14 protein-coding genes and 1 riboswitch are annotated in these 18,957 nt (G+C 70.3%); of the genes, 4 read left to right on the top strand and 10 right to left on the bottom strand.

Annotated elements, in window-relative coordinates; all coding sequences use genetic code 11:
- Nucleotides 1–27 precede the first annotated feature (27 nt).
- Nucleotides 28–1,203, bottom strand: a complete 1,176-nt coding sequence (locus tag ACVDFE_RS11240; RefSeq protein ID WP_360395206.1) for a S8 family peptidase — start codon at nt 1,201–1,203, stop codon at nt 28–30.
- A 199-nt stretch (nt 1,204–1,402) separates the two neighbouring features.
- On the opposite strand from ACVDFE_RS11240, the gene ACVDFE_RS11245 reads away from it, so the two are divergent.
- Nucleotides 1,403–2,395 carry an aldo/keto reductase gene (locus ACVDFE_RS11245; RefSeq protein ID WP_360395209.1) on the top strand — a complete coding sequence of 331 codons (993 nt, stop codon included), beginning with the start codon at nt 1,403–1,405 and terminating at the stop codon, nt 2,393–2,395.
- A gap of 91 nt (nt 2,396–2,486) precedes the next feature.
- Here ACVDFE_RS11245 and ACVDFE_RS11250 read toward each other — a convergent pair whose 3' ends face one another.
- From ACVDFE_RS11250 to ACVDFE_RS11285, 8 genes are all read right to left on the bottom strand, one after another.
- A complete protein-coding gene (locus tag ACVDFE_RS11250) occupies nt 2,487–2,666 on the bottom strand; it encodes a DUF6104 family protein (RefSeq protein WP_030471325.1) in 180 nt (59 codons plus the stop codon).
- A gap of 80 nt (nt 2,667–2,746) precedes the next feature.
- Nucleotides 2,747–6,463: a multifunctional oxoglutarate decarboxylase/oxoglutarate dehydrogenase thiamine pyrophosphate-binding subunit/dihydrolipoyllysine-residue succinyltransferase subunit gene (locus ACVDFE_RS11255; protein WP_458430385.1), complete on the bottom strand. Its 3,717-nt coding sequence runs from the start codon at nt 6,461–6,463 to the stop codon at nt 2,747–2,749.
- Nucleotides 6,464–6,763: 300 nt separating this feature from the next.
- Entirely contained in the window at nt 6,764–7,588 is an 825-nt protein-coding gene (locus ACVDFE_RS11260) for a hypothetical protein (protein ID WP_458430386.1), read from the bottom strand.
- Between the two features lie 701 nt (nt 7,589–8,289).
- Nucleotides 8,290–11,988 (bottom strand): ABC transporter ATP-binding protein, encoded by a 3,699-nt coding sequence (locus tag ACVDFE_RS11265; protein ID WP_458430387.1) that lies wholly within the window; start codon nt 11,986–11,988, stop codon nt 8,290–8,292.
- Between the two features lie 46 nt (nt 11,989–12,034).
- A complete protein-coding gene (locus tag ACVDFE_RS11270; protein WP_458430388.1) occupies nt 12,035–12,907 on the bottom strand; it encodes a hypothetical protein in 873 nt (290 codons plus the stop codon).
- Nucleotides 12,907–13,866 (bottom strand): ABC transporter ATP-binding protein, encoded by a 960-nt coding sequence (locus ACVDFE_RS11275; protein ID WP_360395224.1) that lies wholly within the window; start codon nt 13,864–13,866, stop codon nt 12,907–12,909. The genes ACVDFE_RS11270 and ACVDFE_RS11275 overlap by 1 nt, the downstream gene beginning before the upstream one ends.
- A gap of 21 nt (nt 13,867–13,887) precedes the next feature.
- The gene (locus ACVDFE_RS11280) at nt 13,888–14,331 is read right to left on the bottom strand and encodes a hypothetical protein (RefSeq protein ID WP_458430389.1); all 444 of its coding nucleotides are present in this window, start codon (nt 14,329–14,331) and stop codon (nt 13,888–13,890) included.
- On the bottom strand, nt 14,331–14,513 hold the full coding sequence (locus tag ACVDFE_RS11285; protein WP_360395230.1) for a hypothetical protein: 183 nt from the start codon (nt 14,511–14,513) through the stop codon (nt 14,331–14,333). Before ACVDFE_RS11285 ends, ACVDFE_RS11280 begins: the two co-directional genes overlap by 1 nt.
- A 343-nt stretch (nt 14,514–14,856) precedes the next feature.
- Here ACVDFE_RS11285 and ACVDFE_RS11290 point away from each other — a divergent pair, with 343 nt between their 5' ends.
- The gene (locus ACVDFE_RS11290; protein ID WP_360395233.1) at nt 14,857–16,308 is read left to right on the top strand and encodes an MFS transporter; all 1,452 of its coding nucleotides are present in this window, start codon (nt 14,857–14,859) and stop codon (nt 16,306–16,308) included.
- A gap of 9 nt (nt 16,309–16,317) precedes the next feature.
- Entirely contained in the window at nt 16,318–16,998 is a 681-nt protein-coding gene (locus ACVDFE_RS11295) for a TetR/AcrR family transcriptional regulator C-terminal domain-containing protein (RefSeq protein ID WP_360395235.1), read from the top strand.
- A gap of 79 nt (nt 16,999–17,077) precedes the next feature.
- Here the strand turns inward: ACVDFE_RS11295 and ald are convergent, their stop codons facing one another.
- On the bottom strand, nt 17,078–18,190 hold the full coding sequence (gene ald, locus ACVDFE_RS11300) for an alanine dehydrogenase (protein WP_458430390.1): 1,113 nt from the start codon (nt 18,188–18,190) through the stop codon (nt 17,078–17,080).
- Nucleotides 18,191–18,411: 221 nt separating this feature from the next.
- Nucleotides 18,412–18,504: riboswitch (glycine riboswitch) on the top strand.
- A gap of 60 nt (nt 18,505–18,564) precedes the next feature.
- Between ald and gcvH the strand changes: the two genes are divergently transcribed.
- Nucleotides 18,565–18,945, top strand: a complete 381-nt coding sequence (gene gcvH, locus ACVDFE_RS11305) for a glycine cleavage system protein GcvH (protein ID WP_360395239.1) — start codon at nt 18,565–18,567, stop codon at nt 18,943–18,945.
- Nucleotides 18,946–18,957 lie beyond the last annotated feature (12 nt).

Consider the following 18,957-nt stretch of genomic DNA (forward strand, 5'->3'; position numbering starts at 1 on the left):
TGCAGGGAGTGACGACGACGGCATGTCTCACACCTTCAGCAGCAGGTTCGGCGAACCGGTCCTGGTGTCGGTGAGCTTGTTCGGCGTCGCCGCGCCGACCAGTGCGTTGCGCACCTGGGCGGGCGTCGCCGACGGGTTGGCGCTCAGGTACAGCGCCGCGGCACCCGCCACGTGCGGGGAGGCCATCGAGGTGCCGCCCATCGAGCGCGTGCCGGTGTCGCTGCTGTGCGACGCGGACACGATCTCGCTGCCCGGCGCCCAGATGTCCAGGCACCGGCCGTAGTTCGACGAGCCCGCCGACCAGATCGACCGCCGGTCGTTGCGGTCCGACGCACCCACGGTGATCGCCTCGGGGGTGCGGGCGGGGGTGAAGCCGCACGCGTCCTGGCCGCTGTTGCCGCCGGCGAGCACGTAGGTGGTGCCGGAGCTGATCGAGCGCCGCACCGCGTTCTCCAACGAGCTGTTCGTGCCGCTGCCACCGAGGCTCATGTTCACCACGGCCGGCTTCTTCGCGTTCTGCGTGACCCAGTCGATCGCGCGGATGATGCCGTCCCACGGGCCGCTGCCCGCGCAGTCGAGCACCCGCACGCCGACGAGCTTCACCTGCTTGGCAACACCGTAGGACTTACCGCCGACGGTGCCCGCGACATGTGTTCCGTGGCCGTTGCAGTCCTGCGCCACTGAATCGTTGTCGATGAAGTCGTAACCGTCCGAGGCGCGGTTCTCGAAATCGACGTGCGTTTTGCGGATGCCGGTGTCGAGAATGTACGCCGTCACGTTCCCGGCGGTGTTCGGGTAGGTGTAGGAGCGGTTCAGCGGCAGGCTCGCCTGGTCGATCCGGTCGAGTCCCCAGGTCGGGTTGGCCTGGGTGCCCTGGATCGTCGCGAACGTGTTGCGCTCGACGAAGTCGACGGCGGGGTCGGCCGCCAGCCTGCGGGCCTGCTGCTCGGACAGACCGGCCACGGAGAAGCCGTTCAGCGCGGTCGTGAAGGTGTGCCGGACCGTGCCGCGGTAGCGGGAGGCCAGCGTCGCGGCAGGGGTGTGCGCGCCGTCCTTCAGCACCACGATGTAGCTGCCCTCGACGGCCTTCTCGCCGGCACCGGGCAGCACGGCCTGCTCAGCGACCGCAGTGGGCGCCCAGATCGCCGTGGAAGCGATCCCGAGTGCCGCCGCAACCGCCACACGACCTCGTTGTCGTGCCATTGGTTCCTCCTGGCAGGGAATGAACTTGGGGAACGTGACGAACTTAACCGCACCAACGGGTGAAATGGGAGGTTCGAAAATTCAGCCGGCAATACTGTCAAAACTGTGGCCGAGCTGTGGCGGCTGTGAAGGGCCGCGCCGGGCGCACCTGGAGCAGCTCCACGTGGTCAAGCACTGCCGGGAGGGGCAGGGTTGAGCCATGGACTACACGAACCTCGGCCGCAGCGGCCTCTCTGTCTCCCGCCTGTGCCTCGGCACCATGAACTTCGGCCCCGAGACGACCGAGGCCGACAGCCACGCGATCATGGACCGCGCCCACGAGCACGGCTTGAACTTCTTCGACACCGCCAACGTCTACGGCTGGAAGATGGGCGAGGGCGTCACCGAGCAGATCATCGGCCGGTGGTTCGCGCAGGGCGGTGGCCGGCGCGAGAAGACCGTCATCGCCACCAAGCTCTACGGCAGCATGGGCGAGTGGCCGAACGAGACGAAGCTGTCGGCGTTGAACATCCGCCGCGCCGCCGACGCCTCGTTGAAGCGCCTGCAGACCGACTACATCGACCTGTACCAGATGCACCACGTCGACCGGGACACGCCGTGGGACGAGATCTGGGAGGCCTTCTCGGTCCTGCGCCAGCAGGGCAAGGTCATCTACTTCGGCTCGTCGAACTTCGCCGGCTGGCACCTCGCCCAGGCGCAGGAGGCCGCGCGCACCCGCGGGTTCCTCGGCCTGGTGTCCGAGCAGTCGATCTACAACCTGATGACCCGCTGGATCGAGCTGGAGGTGCTGCCGGCCGCGCGCCACTACGGCCTCGGCGTCATCCCGTGGTCACCGCTGCACGGCGGCCTGCTCGGCGGCGTGCTGCGCAAGCAGCGCGAAGGCGGCGCCTCCCGCAGCGCCTCCGGCCGTTCCTCGGACGCGCTGGAGAAGCACCGCGACGCCATTGATGCCTACGAGAAGCTCTGCGCGGAGATCGGTGAGGACCCGGCGAACGTCGGTCTCGCGTGGCTGCTGCACCAGGAGGGCGTGACCGCGCCGATCATCGGCCCGCGCACCGGCGAGCAGCTCGACAGCTCGCTGCGGGCGGCGGAGCTGAAGCTCGACGCGGACGTTCTCTCGAAGCTCGACGAACTCTTCCCGGCCCCCGCTCCCAACGGCTCCAAGCCGGCCCCCGAGGCCTACGCCTGGTAGCCACCCCCTGCTTGCTGAACGCACGCGGGGACCTTTCGTATCCTCAGAGAGTACGAAAGGTCCCCGCGTGCGTTCGCAGGAAGCGCGGGGACTAGTCCTCGAAGTCGTCGTCGTCGCGCGCCAGGAACGTGGCGAAGCGCTCGATCGGCGTCTCGAAGTCGGGGTTGGCGTCGACGAACTCCCGCAGCTTGTCGGCGAGCCACGCGAACGTGACCTCCTCCTCGCCGCGCCGCTTCTCGAGCTCCTCGATGCCGCGATCGGTGTGGTACATGGCCTGAACTCCTGTGAGGGCTGGAAAAACGAGCCGCCGGACCCAGTCGGATCCGGCGGCTCGTTCGGGCGTACCCGGGTTTACTCGAACGCGCGGTTGATGATCTCGCGCTGCTCGACCTCGTGCACCTTGCTCGAACCGGCCGACGGCGCGGCCATCGGGCGGCGCGACACCCGCTTCACACCGGACAGGTGCGCGGGCAGCAGCTCCGGCAGGGCGAGACCGTAGAACGGCCACGCACCCTGGTTCGCCGGCTCCTCCTGCACCCAGCGGATGTCCTTCGCGTTCGGGTAGCTCTCCAGGGTCTCGGTCAGCTTGCGGGCCGGGACCGGGTAGAGCTGCTCGACGCGCACGATCGCCACGTCGCTCGCCGCGCGCTTCTCCCGCTCCGAGTGGAGCTCGTAGGAGATCTTGCCGCTGCACAGCAGGACCTTCGTGACCGCGTTGCGGTCCTTGACGGTCGGGTCGTCCATCACCGACTGGAAGCGGTCGTTGATGAACTCGTCCGTGCCGCTGACGGCCGCCTTGAGGCGCAGCATCGACTTCGGCGTGAAGACGATCAGCGGCCGGTCGACGCCGTCGAGGGCGTGGCGGCGCAGCAGGTGGAAGTAGTTCGCCGGCGTCGACGGCACCGCGACGGTCATGGAGCCCTCGGCGCACAGCTGCAGCCAGCGCTCGATGCGGCCCGACGTGTGGTCGGGGCCCTGGCCCTCGTGGCCGTGCGGCAGCAGGATCACGACGTCGGAACGCTGACCCCACTTGGCCTCACCGGACGAGATGAACTCGTCGATGATCGGCTGCGCGCCGTTGACGAAGTCGCCGAACTGCGCCTCCCACAGCACCAGCGCCTGCGGGTTCGCCACGGAGTAGCCGTACTCGAAGCCGACCGCCGCGAACTCCGACAGCACCGAGTCGTAGACCATGAACTTGCCCTGGTCCGGCGACAGGTTCTGCAGCGGCGTGTACTCCTCGCCGGTCTTGCGGTCGATCAGGGTCGCGTGGCGCTGCACGAACGTGCCGCGGCGCGAGTCCTGGCCCGCCAGGCGGACCTTGCGGCCCTCCAGTGCGAGCGAGCCGAACGCGAGCAGCTCCGCGAACGCCCAGTCGATGCCGCCCTCGCGCGCCATCTTGGCGCGGCGGTCGAGCACCGGCTTGACGCGGGCGTGCGGCGTGAAGCCCTCCGGGAGGTTCACGTGCGCGTCGGCGATGTGCTCCAGCACCTCACGGGTGATGCCCGTGGGCAGCTTCGCCGGGACCTGCTGCTCGGACTCGACCGACGGGCTCGCGACGATCGGGTGCTTCTCGAGCTCGCGGACCTCGTTGAAGACGTGCTCCAGCTGGCTGGAGAAGTCCTGCAGCGCCTTCTCGGCCTCCTCGACCGTGATGTCGCCGCGGCCGATCAGGGACTCGGTGTAGGTCTTGCGCACCGAGCGCTTCTGGTCGATCACGTCGTACATCGCCGGCTGGGTCATCGAGGGGTCGTCGCCCTCGTTGTGACCGCGGCGGCGGTAGCAGACCATGTCGATCACGACGTCCTTGCGGAACCGCTGGCGGTAGTCGACAGCGAGCTTCGCGACCCAGTAGCAGGCCTCGGGGTCGTCACCGTTCACGTGGAAGATCGGCGAGCCGATCATCTTCGCGACGTCGGTCGAGTACTTCGACGACCGCGAGTGCTCCGGCGCGGTGGTGAAGCCGACCTGGTTGTTCACGACGATGTGGACCGTGCCGCCGGTGCGGTAACCGCGCACCAGGGCCAGGTTCAGCGTCTCGGCCACGACGCCCTGACCGGCGAACGCCGCGTCACCGTGCATGGCGACCGGCAGCACCGGGAAGGTGTCGCCGCCGATGCCGATGAGGTCCTGCTTGGCGCGCACGATGCCCTCGAGCACCGGGTCGACCGCTTCGAGGTGCGACGGGTTCGCCGTCAGCGACACCTTGGTCTCGCCGTCGCCGAACATCCGGAAGTACTTGCCCTCGGCACCGAGGTGGTACTTCACGTCGCCGGAGCCGTGCGCCTGACCGGGGTCGAGGTTGCCCTCGAACTCGCGGAAGATCTGCGAGATCGGCTTGCCGACGATGTTCGCGAGGACGTTCAGGCGGCCGCGGTGCGGCATCGCGATGACGACCTCGTCGAGCTCGTGCTCGGCTGCCTTGTCCAGCACCGCGTCGAGCAGCGGGATGACGGTCTCGCCGCCCTCCAGCGAGAAGCGCTTCTGCCCGACGTACTTGGTCTGCAGGAACGTCTCGAACGCCTCAGCCGCGTTGAGCTTGCTGAGGATGTACTTCTGCACGGTGGCCGGGGGCTTCTCGTGCGGGACCTCGACGCGCTCCTGGATCCACTGCCGCTCCTCCGGCTCCAGGATGTGCATGTACTCGACGCCGACCGTGCGGCAGTACGAGTTGCGCAGCACACCGAGGATGTCGCGGAGCTTCATCCGCTCCTGGCCGGCGAACCCGCCGACCGGGAACTCCCGGTCGAGGTCCCACAGCGTCAGGCCGTGGCTCAGGACGTCGAGGTCCTGGTGGCTGCGCTGGCGGTAGTTCAACGGGTCCGTGTCGGCCATCAGGTGGCCGCGGGTGCGGAACGCGTCGATCAGCTCGATCACGCGGGCGGTCTTGTCGACGGCGCCCTCGGGGATGTCGGCGACCCAGCGGATGGGCTCGTACGGCAGCCGCAGCGACGCGAAGATGTCGTCGTAGAAGCCGTCCTCGCCGAGCAGCAGCTGGTGGATCCGCTTGAGGAACTCACCGGACTCCGCACCCTGGATGATGCGGTGGTCGTAGGTGCTGGTCAGCGTGATGATCTTGCTGACGCCCATGTCGGTGAGCGCCTGCTCGCTGGTGCCCTGGAAGTGCGCGGGGTACTCCATCGCGCCGACGCCGACGATCGTGCCCTGACCCGCGGTCAGCCGCGGCACCGAGTGGTTCGTGCCGATCGTGCCGGGGTTGGTCAGCGAGATCGTGGTGCCGGAGAAGTCCTCCGACGTGAGCGACCCACCGCGGGCCTTGCGGATCAGGTCCTCGTAGGCCTGCCAGAACTGCGTGAACGTCATGTTCTCGCAGCCCTTGACCGAGGCGACGACCAGCGTGCGCTGCCCGTCCTTGCCGGGCAGGTCGATCGCCAGGCCGAAGTTCACGTGCTCCGGCGTGACGACGAACGGCTTGCCGTCCACCTCGGCGTAGTGGCGGTTCATGTTCGGGAACGCCTGCAGCGCCCGCACGACCGCGTAGCCGATGACGTGGGTGAAGGAGACCTTCCCGCCACGCGTCCGCTTCAGGTGGTTGTTGATGACGATGCGGTTGTCGGCCAGCAGCTTGGCGGGCACGGCACGCACGCTGGTCGCGGTCGGAACGGTGAGCGACAGCTCCATGTTCTTCGCGATGGCGGCGGCGGCACCGCGCAGCTGCTTCTGCTCGGGCTGCGCGCTCGGCGTGACCGGGGCGGCCTTCGCGGCCTGCTGCGGCGCCGGCTTGGCAGCCGCGGGCTTGGCGGCGGCGGCGGGCTTCGCGGCGGCGGGCTTGGCGGCCGCGGGCTGCGGCGCGGCCTTGACCTCTGCCTTGGGTGCGGCCTGGGCTTTGCCGGTGTCAGCGGCAGGTGGCGTCACGGTCGTGGTGGTCGTCGTGCCACCCGCGCTCGCCGAGGCGGCGTTCCCGTTCCCGCCCGATCGCTTGTAGTCGGCAAAGAAGTCATGCCATGCCGGGTCTACGGATGACGGGTCCGCGAGGAACTGCTCGTACATCTCCTCGACGAGCCACTCGTTCGGCCCGAACTGTGACGCAGGACTGCTGCTGGACACGGCTGGCGCTCGCCTCTATCCATCTCGCTCTTGGTGGTGACTCATGCGGTAGTCAGGTTAGTCCCCTCAGCGTGGCCCTTCACACGCTGGAGGCACCTGGCAAGGAGTGCTCTGTCACAGGATCGATCAGGACGGCCTTCGCGTCACCCGCAGTTGAGCATCCCTTGAGGTGGAACTCGCTGTAAAGCATCCCATCGTGCTTTTCCGCCGCGCTCCCGGACCGGGACGGACACCGAACGCAGTGATCAGATCACGACGGGTACAACGACTTCGCTCAGAGGAATGATCCCGCTCTTCCGGTCAGCCGGCCGAACCGGTGATCGACTTGACCACGGCCTCGACGAACCGGTCCCTCGTCCGCTCAGGTACCCGGTCCAGCGACAGGTACGGGTTGAGGTCCTCCAGCTCGACCAGCAACAGCTCCCCGTCCCGCGTCCGGCACGCGTCGACCCGCTGAATGCCGTGCTCCAGCCCGTTCCACTCGACGAACCTCTCCGCGAACGCGAGGTCCGCACCGGTCGGCCGGTACTCGACCAGCTCCCAGCGCCGCGCGGGATCGGGTGCGTTCAACGCGTACTGGAACTCGCGGTCGACGTAATAGAACGACACCTCGTATTTGAAGTCGACCTTCGGTTGGATCAGCATGTCGCTCTCGTCCCGGATTTTCTCGCGCGGGACGATTTCCAGCCCGTGAGAATCCGCTCCCGCTTTCGGCTTCACGACGTACAGCTCCGCCTCCGGCAACCGCCCGACGTCCGCGACCCGCTCCACCGTGGGAATGACCGGGAACCCCAGCGCGGTCAGGTCGACCAGGTACTGCTTGCCCGCCATGTCGCCCTTGCCGGTGAGCGGGTTGTAGACGGTGATGCCACTCGCCAGTGCCGCCTCCCTGAACTCCCGGTACGCCTCCGGGTAGTCGATCACCGGCCCGCTGTTGCGCACGACCACGACGTCGAACCCGCCACCGCCGCGGATGAACGCGGCGGCGTCCCGGGGGTTGCACAGCGCGATGTCGAAGTGCTCGCGCAGGCGGGACGTCAGGTGGATGTCCTCGTCGCAGTACCGGCGGCCGCGGGCGGGGTAGGAGAGGTCGGTGACGTAGAGGACCTTGAGGCGACCGGGCACGGCGAGCTCCTGGGGGTGGGGGTGTTCGCTTTGTACGTGAGGACGGGGCCGATCACGAGGGTTTCGTGGGGGGCGCCACGGGCGGGGTTGGTGTCGTGGGGCGGGTGGCGGTCGGAGCGGAGGTTGCCGCGGAGCGGCGATGGACCCCGAACGCGCGGTCTGCGGCTGTTCGACTTGGGTGCCGATGTGGTGGGCGACGTGCCTGGCCCGCGTGCCGACGTGGCGGGTGACGTGTCCGACCGCTGTGTCGGCGTGACAGGCAACGTGCCCAGCCCGCGTGCCGACACAGCGGGCGACGTGGCCGACCGCTGTGCCGACGTGACAGAGAACGTGCCTGGCCCCTGGCGCCAAGACTGCGGGTGACGTGCCCATTCGCGGTGCGAAGGCGCAAGCGAGCGCCTTGCGCGACCACCTCTCCCGAGGTGACCGGCAGCGTGCTCGCCTCAACCCGGTGTCGCCCGCATCCGGCACGCGCCCGCCTACCGCGGTGCGAGGCGCAGGTGAGCGCCTTGCGCGACCACCCCTCCCGAGGTGACCGGCAGCGTGTCCGGCTCAACCCGGTGCCGACCGCAAACGGCACGCGCCCGCCTACCGCCGTGCGAAGGCGCGGGCGAGTGCCTGCGCGGCCGACCTCGCGGGCGAGCGGCAGCGTGTACGCGTTGGCCGCCCCAAGCGGTGGGCGGCGGGAGCAGGGGCGAGGGTCAGGGGGTTGAGGTGCCGTGTCGCCAGAGGCGGGCGTAGGCGCCGTTGGCGGCCAGGAGGGTGTCGTGTGTGCCGACCTCGGCGACGCGGCCTGCTTCCAGCACCACGATGCGGTCCGCGCGGGCCGCGGTGGCCAGGCGGTGGGCGACCACGAAGGTCGTGCGGGAGCCGGCCAGGTGGTCGCTGGCCGCGAGGACCGCGGACTCGGTGGCCGGGTCGAGGGCTGCGGTTGCCTCGTCCAGGAGCAGGAGGTCGGGGTGCACGAGCTCGGCGCGGGCGAGGGCGACCAGTTGGCGTTGGCCGGCGGACAGGCGGTTGCCGCGTTCGCCGACGGGCTGGTGGAAGCCCGAGGGGAGGGTGGCGACCATCGGCAGGGCGCCGACCGAGGTCACGGCCTGCTCGATCTCGTCGTGGGTGGCGGTCGGGCGGCCGTAGGCCACGTTCTCCGCCACGTCGCCGCCGAACAGGTGGGCTTCCTGCGGGACGACGCCGAGGCGTTGGCGGTAGGCCTGGAGGTCGTAGGTGCGGATGTCGACGCCGTCGACCAGGACGGTGCCCGCGGTGGCGTCGTAGAAGCGGGCCACCAGCTTGACGAGGGTCGACTTGCCGGCGCCGGTCTCGCCGACCAGTGCCACGGTCTCGCCGGGGCGGACGTGCAGGGAGACGTCGGCGAGGGCCGGCTGGTCGGTGCCGGGGTAGGCGAAGGAGACGCCGCGCAGCTCCACCTCGCCGCGCAGGTGCGCCGGGACCGGCACCGGGGACGCCGGTGGGGAGACGGTGGTCGGGGTGCGCAGCAGGTCGCCGATGCGGCGCAGGCCCACGCGGGCCTGCTGGTAGCCGTCGAAGACACCGGACAGCTGCTGCAACGGGCTGAAGAACATGCCGAGGTACAGCAGGAACGCCAGCAGCACGCCGGGGCTGAGGCTGCCGGTGGCGACGCGGTGGGCGCCGGCGGCGAGGGCGATGGCCTGGGCCACGCCGGACAGCATGGCGACGAACGGGAAGTACGTCGCGATGTACCGCTGCGCGCGCAGGCGGGTGCGGCGGTAGGCGTCGCTGCGTTCGGCGAAGGCCTCCGCGGAACGGCGTTCGCGGGTGTAGGCCTGGGCGACGCGCAGGCCGGAGACGTTCTCCTGCAGGTCGGCGTTGACGGCGCTCACGCGTTCGCGGGCCTCCGCGTAGGCCGCCGAGGACAGGCGCTGGAAGACGATCGTCGCGACCACCAGCAGCGGCAGCACGGCCAGCGCGATCAGGGCCAGCGACGGGTCGGTCACCACCAGGGCGACGGTCACGCCGACGACGGTCAGCAGGCTGATCACGGCGGTGACCAGGCCGGTCTGCAGGAACGTCGACAGGGCGTCCACGTCCGTCGTCATCCTGGTCATGATCCGGCCGGCCATCTCGCGCTCGTAGTAGTCGAGCCCGAGCCGCTGCAGGTGGGCGTAGCTGCGGACGCGCAGCAGGTACAGCAGCCGCTCGCCGAGCCGGGCGGCGAGCACGGTGCTGCCGGCCGTCGTCAGCCAGCCGGCCACCACGAGCCCCACGCCCAGTGCGACCGCGAGCCACAGCGACGACGTCTCGCCGCCCACCACACCGCCGTCCACGCCGAGCCGGACCAGCGCGGGCAGACCCATGCCGACCAGCGCGTCCAGGACCACCAGCGCGCCCACGCCGAACAACGCCCACCGCACCGGCCGCACCAGGCGGGCCAGCCGGAAGCCGGGGTCGGGTGTGGTCGGGTCCTCGGTCAGCACCGGCTCCTCCGTCGCGGGCGGCAACGCGCGCACCTGTGCCAGCAGCTCCGGCGTCGGCGGGCCACCGGCCAGCGCGGACGCGGCGCCCCCGCCACCACCGCGGCGACCGGACAGCGCGGCGGCACCGGAGCCACCGGCCGGCCGGGCGTCCTCGACGAGGCGCTGGTCGAGCTCCTCCTGCGACACCTCCGGCCACAGGTCACCGGTGGGTGCCGGGGCCGCCGACTCGATCGCCTCGCCGGGACCGGCCAGCAGGTCGCGGTACAGCGCGCACCGCTCGGTCAGCTCCTCGTGCGTGCCCACGTCGACCACCCGGCCCGCGTCCAGCACGGCGATCCGGTCGGCCAGCGAGAGCGTGGAACGGCGGTGCGCCACCAGCAACGTCGTGCGGGAGGCCGTGACCGACGCCAGCGTCGCGTGGATCGCGGCCTCGGTCGCGTTGTCCACCGCCGACGTCGCGTCGTCCAGCACCAGGATCCGCGGGTCCGACAGCAGCGCCCGCGCCAGCGCCACCCGCTGGCGCTGACCACCGGACAACGTCAGCCCGCGCTCGCCGACCACCGTGTCGTACCCGTCCGGCAGCGCCTGGATGAAGTCGTGCGCCTCCGCGGCCTTCGCCGCCCGCTCGACCTCCTCGCGCGAGGCGTCGGGACTGCCGTAGGCGATGTTCGAGAACACGCTGGAGGAGAACAGGAAGGCCTCCTCGAACACCACGCCCACCGCGCCGCGCAACGACTCCAGCCGCAACGTCCGCACGTCCGCGCCGCCCACCGCGACCGCACCCGAGTGCACGTCGTAGAACCGGGGCAGCAGCAGCGACACCGTCGACTTGCCCGATCCGGCGGTGCCGACCAGCGCCAGCGTCTCGCCCGGCTCCACCGAGATCGAGAAGTCCGTCAGCACCGGCTCACTGCGCGTGTAGCCGAACGTGACGCCCGAGAACGACACCCCGAGCGGACCCGGCGGCACCTCGTCGGGCCCGTCGGTGACGTCCGGCTGCGAGTCGATCAGCTCGTAGACCCGCTCCACGCCGGCCCGCGCGAGCTGCGCGGACACCACCAGGCTCGACAGCAGCCTGGTCGGTCCGACCAGGTTCGCCACGTACGCCGAGAACGCCAGGAACGTGCCCAGCGTGACCTGCCCGTGCAACGCGAGCCAGCCGCCCAGCCCGAGCACGCCGACCTGCCCCAGCAGCGGCAGCGCCGTGACGGTGGCCAGCGGCCGCGAAGACAGCTTCGCGGCCCGCATCCGCTCGGCGAACAGCCACCGCGCGTGCTTCTCCAGCCGGGCGACCTCGCGCGCCTCCTGGCCGAAGCCCTTCACGACGCGCACGCCGGTGACGGTCTCCTCGACGTGCTGCGCGAGGTCGGCTGCGCGCTGCTGGGCCGACCAGGTGGCCGGGAACAGCGTGAGCCGGGTCCGCCCGGCCAGCCACGCCACCAGCGGCAGCACGACCAGCGCGACGATCGTGAGCGGCACCGACAGGTAGAGCATCGCGGCGAGCGCGGCCAGCGCGAACACGACGGTGCCCACCGCCAGCGGCACCATCATCAGCAGCGACTGCACCAGCTGCAGGTCGGTGATCGACCGGGACACGATCTGCCCGGTGCGCAGCTCGTCCTGCTTCGCGCCGTCCAGCCGCTGCACCGAGGAGAACACCGACCGCCGCAGGTCGTGCTGCACGTCGAGCGCCAGCCGTCCGCCGACGTAGCGCCGCACGAAGGCCGACGCGAACGTCAGCACCTCCAGCACGACCAGGGCGACGACCAGCATCACCAACCGGTCCGTGCGCCCCGCCGTCGAGTCGTCGACCGCGACCTTGAGCAGCAACGGCCCGGCCGCCTGCAGACCCACGCCGAGGACGGCGGCGACCACTGACAGCACCACCAGCCGCGGATGCTGCCAACACGCCGCCACCAGTCGGCGGACCCAGCCCTGTTTCACACGGATGAGGCTACGGACCGGGTCTGACAATCGTGATAACCGCAGGTCAGGTGATGTCCTTGGACTGGGTCGCCGCCCAGCCGCCCGCGAAGACCACGCCGGCCCACGCCACGAACACCAGTCCCGACCACCACCAGTCGAGCGCGCCGGACGCACCCGCGATGGCGCGCAGCACGTCCTCGATCTCCGGCGGCACGACACCGGCCGTGGACAGGAAGAGGTCGACCGCGACCGACCCGGTCAACCCGTTGATCGACCCGTTCGGCAGGAACCCGATCACCGACGGCACCTCGAGGTAGGCGAGCACGAAGTGCAGCACGTTCTCGATCACCAGGAAGTACAGGATCAGGATCACGACCGAGCCCGCGACGTTCGGGATCAACGCGCCGACGCCGACGCCGAACATCGTCATCAGGATCGACGACAGCACGCAGACCAGCGTGAGCATCGCCCAGCCACCCGCGTCCGGCAGCTGCCCGGAGTTCGAGGTGAGCACCACGCCCAGCGCGATGAAGGCCATGATCGCGAGGCCGTAGATCGCGCCCCACAGGACGTAGACCAGCATCTTGGCCAGCATCGCCTGCATCCGCGACGGCGCGGTCAGGAACGTCGTGGTGATCGTCCGCCGCTGGATCTCACCGGACACCGCCAGCGCACCGAAGATCAACGGGAAGATCGTCGACACGTTGATCGCCCGCGCGATGCCGAAGAGCGAGATCTTCCACTGGTCCGGCGTCACGCCTAGGAAGTCCGACACCTCGTCCACGTCCGACGACGACGCGAGGTCGACGAAGAACTGCCCGAGCAGACCGGTCGCGAGCCCCCAGCCCAGCGCCAGCACGGCGGTCGGGATCAGCAGCCCCCACCACAGCCCGGTCGTGGTCGTCTTGCGGAGCTCCGCCTGTACGAGGTTGCCCATCAGGCCCAACCACCCTGTTGCTGTTGCTGCTGCTGGTACGGCGCCGGCGCGTACCCGGCGTACTGGCCACTGGTGAGCTGGAAGAACAGCTGTTCGAGGTCGACCTGCTCCTCCTGGATGCCGTAGATCGACACGTTCGCCTGCAACGCCGTGTCCGCCACGTACTTGGCGTCCACACCGGACACCGCGAGCCGCCCGTCCGGCAGCTGCTCGACGTGCACGCCGGCCGTGCGCAGGGCGGTCGCCAGCGAGTTGACGTCCGACGGCTGCACGAGGACGCGCTTGCGCTGCGACTGCCGCAGCTGGTCCAGCGGGCCGTAGAACATCGTCTGCCCGCGCGAGATGATCACCACCTGGTCGACGGTCTGCTCGACCTCCGCCAGCAGGTGGCTGGAGATCAGCACCGTGCGCCCCATGCGCGCGTAGGACTGCAGGAACGTCCGCAGCCACGCGATGCCCTCGGGGTCCAGGCCGTTCGCGGGTTCGTCGAGCACGAGCACCTGCGGGTCGCCGAGCAGCGCGGTGGCCAGCGCCAGCCGCTGCTTCATGCCCAGCGAGAACCCGCCGACGTTGCGGTCCGCCGCGGACGCGAGGCCGACGAGTCCGAGGACCTGGTCGGCCTGCGCGTCCGGCACGCCGATCGCCGCCGCGTACACGCGCAGGTGGTTGCGGGCCGTGCGCGCCGGGTGGAAGCCCTGCGCCTCCAGCACCGCGCCCACCACGCGGCCGGGCTGGCCGAGCTGGTGGAACGGCCTGCCGTTGATCGTCGCGATGCCACTGGTCGGCTTCACCAGTCCCAGCAACATGCGCAGGGTCGTCGTCTTCCCCGCGCCGTTCGGGCCGAGGAAGCCCGTCACGCTGCCGGGTGACACGGTGAAGCTCAGGTTCTGCACCGCGGCGACCGAACCGAACTGCTTGGTCAGGTTCTGCACCGCGATGAGGCCGCTGCCGTCATGCATGCGGCCCATCCTGCCTGATGGTCAGTCGGGCAACGCGTGCTTTGGCCGCGACACGACCGGCGCGCGGTGCACCACCTGCGGTGCGTCGGTCAAGATCGGCAGCTCGGGCGTGGGCTCGGCGGGGGTCCGCGGGGGCACTTCGGCGATCGCACCGGATCGGGTGAACGGGTTGCGCAGCGGCCCGCGGCGTTCCCGGTGCGGCAGCCCCTCTCCGATCAGGTGCCGGTGTGCCGTGTTCCAGACCTGGCACGGCCAGCGCCGCCTCCACCGCAGCCGGCTCGGGCACGTCCGGCACCGGCCGTCCTCGTCGGGCTGGTGCAGTGTGAGCAGCAACCGCCAGCCGTCCGTCAGGCGGTGGATCTCGGTGCGGGCCAACGGGACCAGCGCCTCGGCCGCGCCCTGCTCGGCCACCTCCTCCAGCAGCGCCAACCGGTGCAGCACCGCGTCGCGCAGGACCTCGTCCATCACATCTTCGCCGAGGCCTGGTCGAGCAGGGAGCCGAGCCGGCGCGTCTGGGTGGCGGACATCACAGCGGCCTCGCCCGGTGGTGCGACCAGCAGAACCCGGTCGTTCTCCACCAGAACGGTCATCGACCTGTCTCGACCGAACGGGTCGTGGCAGTGGATCCAGCCCTGTGGTTCAGCCATGGAATCTCCCTTCGAGGGACACCCGACTCCTGCTTCATCGGCCGTCGGCCCTGCTCGGCGCACCGGCAGCGGGGGATTTCACTCGTTTGCCGGATGAGCGGGACACGGGCGGTGGTCTGGTCGAGGCAACTTTTGGGTCGCGTTTCGGCGGGGGTGCTGGGCGCCACCGCCGAAGAGCCGCTATATTTGGTCCCGGCGGCCCCGCTCCCAGTGACCCCCAGGCTGGTTGAGCGCGGCCGCCCTTTATTTTTCCCACTTCTTCCCTCTTGTTCAGAAAAACCCCCTTGCGCCCTGCGGTCTCGTACGCTGTAAGTTGCTCGTACACCGTAAGGGGGAGGTTTTCATGAGTGCGACCACGACAGAAACCGTCGGCGTGCAGCCACATCCGCAGCGCTGGGCCGTGCTCGGCGTGCTCTGCCTGTCCGTGATGGTCGTGGTGCTGGACAACACCGTGCTGAACGTGGCGATCCCGTCCATCTCCACCGGTCTGGGCGCGAGCACCGCCGACATCCAGTGGATGATCAACGCCTACTCGCTGGCGCTGGCGGGCCTGCTGCTCACGACCGGCTCGCTGAGCGACCGGTTCGGCCGCAAGCGGGCGTTGCTGGGAGGGCTGGCGCTGTTCGGCGCGGGCAGTGCCGTGGCGGCCTGCGCGGGCTCGTCCGAGGCGCTGATCGCGGCGCGGGGGTTCATGGGCGTCGGGGCGGCGTTGCTGATGCCCGGCACGCTGGCCGTGCTGATGCAGCTGTTCGACGAGGAGGAACGCCCGAAGGCCATCGGCATCTGGGCAGCGGTCACCAGCCTCGGCTTCGCGGCCGGTCCGGTGATCGGCGGCGCGCTGATCAAGCACTTCTGGTGGGGCTCGGTGTTCCTGATCAACGTGCCGGTGGCGCTGCTCGCGATCGCGGCGGTGGCGTTCCTGGTGCCGGAGTCGAAGGACCCGGCCGTGCGCAGGCCGGACGTGCTCGGCTCGGTCCTGTCGATCATCGGCATGGTCTCGCTCGTGTACGCGGTGATCTCGGTGCCGGAGAACGGGTTCGGCTCGCCGCAGTTCGGCGTGCCGCTCGCGCTGGGGCTGGTCGCGATGGCCGTGTTCGCGTGGTGGGAGCGGCGCACCACCGACCCGATGCTCGACCTCGGGTTCTTCGCCGACCGCCGGTTCACCGGTGCCGTGGCGTCGGGCGTGCTGGCGGCGTTCGGCATGGCCGGCTCGCTCTTCCTGCTGACGCAACACCTCCAGGGCGTGCTCGGCTACAGCCCGCTGGAGGCAGGTCTGCGCGTCGCGCCGATGGCGATCGCGTTGCTCGTCACCAGCAACACCCTCGGTCAGCTCGTGCTGAAACTGGGTGCAGCCAAGGCGATGCTGCTCGGCATGACGGTCGTCGCGGGCGGCGTGGTGCTGCTCTCGATCGGCACCACCTACCCGCCGACGCTGGCCGGGCTGGTGCTGATCGGCGTCGGTGTCGGTGTGGCCCAACCGGTTGCCGTCAACGCGCTGATGGGCGCGATCCCGCCGGAACGCGCCGGCATCGCCTCCGGCCTGTCGTCCACGCTGACCGAGCTGGGCTCGTCGTTCGGCATCGCGATCCTCGGCGCGCTGCTGTCCGCGCGGTTCGTCGCCGCGCTGCCCGACGGCGTGCCGGGACGGTCGCTGTCGGAGGCGCTGCACAGCGGCGCGGACCTGACCGTGGTGCGCGAGGCGTTCTCGTCGGGCATGAGCGTCAGCCTGGTGGCCGGCGCCGTGTCCGTGTTCCTGGGAGGTGTTGTGGCGAGCGTGCTGCTGCGGCGTGCCTAGTATCGAGCCGTGGACAGCGTGTGGTTCGGCAAACCCAGGCCGGCGAGCGGCCAGCACCTCGGCCTGAGCCGGGAGGCCATCGTCCGCAAGGCGATGGAGGTGCTGGACGAGCACGGCCTGGCGAAGCTGTCCATGCGCAAGCTCGCCGCCGAGCTGGGCGCGGCCCCGATGTCGCTGTACTGGCACGTGCCCACCAAGGACGCGCTCATCGAGCTGTGCCTCGACGAGATCTACGGCGAGTTCCCGCGCCCGGCTCCCGGCGCCGCGTGGGAACCCGCGCTGCGCGAGATGATGCACGCGTTCCGCCGTCTTGCGCTCGCACACCCGTGGTGGGTGCGCGGCATCGGCGAGTTCACCACCATCGGTCCCAACGCCGTCGCCATGGCCGACGCGATGCTCGAACCCATGCGGGCGGCCGGCCTGACGATGGTCCAGGCGTCGCAGGCGATGTCGGCGGTGTCGAGCTTCGTCGTCGGGTACACGACGGCGGAGGCGAACTTCCGCAGCCGCGGCGGCCACGACGAACCGCCACCGGACCTCGGCCGGATCGCGGACCTGTACCGGGAGAAGCACCCCCGCTACGTCGAGATGCTGGACCAGCAGGAGCTGTGGTCGCTGGAGGGGCAGTTCGAGTTCGGGCTGGACTGCGTGATCGACGGGGTCAAGGCGCGGGTGGCCGCGCTGCGGTGACCGCGAGGAGGCGCGCCCGTGAAAGGCGAAACCCCCGCAGCGTGCTCCGCGTGCGGGGGCTCCTCCATCCGACTGGCTCTCAGACCACGGACTCCAGCGGCGTGTGCACCAGGCCGGTCGCCTCGGCCACCGGGCCGTTGGTCAGCTGACCGGCGTGCGCGTTGAGGCCCAGGGCGAGCGAACGGTCGTCCTTCAGCGCCTTCTCCCAGCCCTTGCCGGCCAGCGCGACCGCGTAGGGCAGCGTCACGTTGGTGAGCGCGTAGGTGGAGGTGCGGGGGACGGCGCCGGGCATGTTGGCGACGCAGTAGAACACCGAGTTGTGGACCTCGTAGGTCGGCTCGGCGTGCGTGGTGGCGCGCGAGTCCTCGAAGCAGCCGCCCTGGTCGATGGCGATGTCGACGAGCACCGAACCCGGCTTCATCTCCGCGACCAGCGCGTTCGAGACGAGCTTCGGGGCCGCGGCACCCGGCACCAGGACGGCGCCGATGACCAGGTCGGCCTCGCGGACGGCCTGCTCGATCGCGAACGAGTTGGACGCGAGCGTGCGCAGGCGGCCCTGGAACTGGGCGTCGACCTGGCGCAGGCGGTCGACGTTGGTGTCGAGGATCTGCACGTCGGCGCCCATGCCGACGGCGATGGTGGCGGCGTTGACACCGGCCACACCGCCGCCGATCACGACAACGCGGGCCGGGGCGACACCGGGGACGCCGCCGGGCAGCACGCCGCGGCCACCGGAGGGCTTCATCAGGCTGAACGCGCCCACCTGCGGGGCGAGGCGGCCCGCGACCTCGGACATCGGGGCGAGCAGCGGCAGCGAGCGGTTCGGCAGCTGCACCGTCTCGTAGGCGATGGCCGTGGTGCCGGAGGCCAGCAGGGCCTCGGTCAGCGGCTTGTCGGCGGCGAGGTGCAGGTAGGTGAAGAGGGTCTGGCCGGAGCGCAGGCGGGGGTACTCCTCCGCGATCGGCTCCTTGACCTTGAGGACCAGGTCGCCCTCGGCCCAGACGTCGTCGGCGGTCGGGAGGACCTTCGCACCCGCGGCGAGGTACTCCTCGTCGGTGATCGCGGAGCCCAGACCGGCGCCCTGCTCGACGTACACGTCGTGGCCCCGGCTGGTCAGCTCGTGGGCCCCGGCCGGCGTGAGGGCGACGCGGTACTCGTGGTTCTTGATCTCGCGAGGAACGGCGATCCGCACGATGACTCCTCCGTTTCGGCTGGCTGCTATCTCACAATGTGGGGCAGCCGGGAGGTCATGTCACTGTGCGGGTCGCACTGTTCGGGACCAGGCCGGTTGTGCTGCTGGGACAAAGCGACCTGCGCCACGCCTGTACCGGTCCCGCGTTGACACCCGGTGGCGGGCCCACATAGCGTTCCCACCGGAACTGAATAACGGCCGCGGTGCCCCTGATGGGCACCAGAACCCGGGTGGGAGAGACCTCGACGAGCTGGTCGGGGCGCCGAAGGGGCAAGCTCCCGCACACTCTCAGGCAGCAAGACCACTCGGGGTAGGCAACTCTGCACGGCGGAGGGGCGCACGTTTCCTGCCCGTCATCTGCCAGAGGAGTCGCCGTGGAGTTCCCCGAGAACCTGCTCTACACCGCCGAACACGAGTGGGTCGACTGGACGCCGGGCACCCAGGACCCGTTGACCTGCGGGATCACCGAGTACGCCGCGGACGCGCTGGGTGACATCGTCTTCGTCCAGCTCCCCGAGGTCGGGGCCGAGGTCGTCTCCAACCAGGTCTGCGGTGAGCTGGAGTCCACCAAGTCCGTCAGCGACCTGTTCTCCCCGGTCACCGGCGAGGTCCTCGAGGTCAACACCGCCGTCGTCGACGACCCGGCGATCATCAACACCGACCCGTACGGCGCCGGCTGGCTGTTCAAGGTGCGCGTGGACTCCGCGGAGGACCTGCTCACCGCGGCCAAGTACGCCGAGCTCACCTCGGACTGACCCGCTCGCACC

This window comes from Lentzea chajnantorensis (assembly GCF_054300775.1).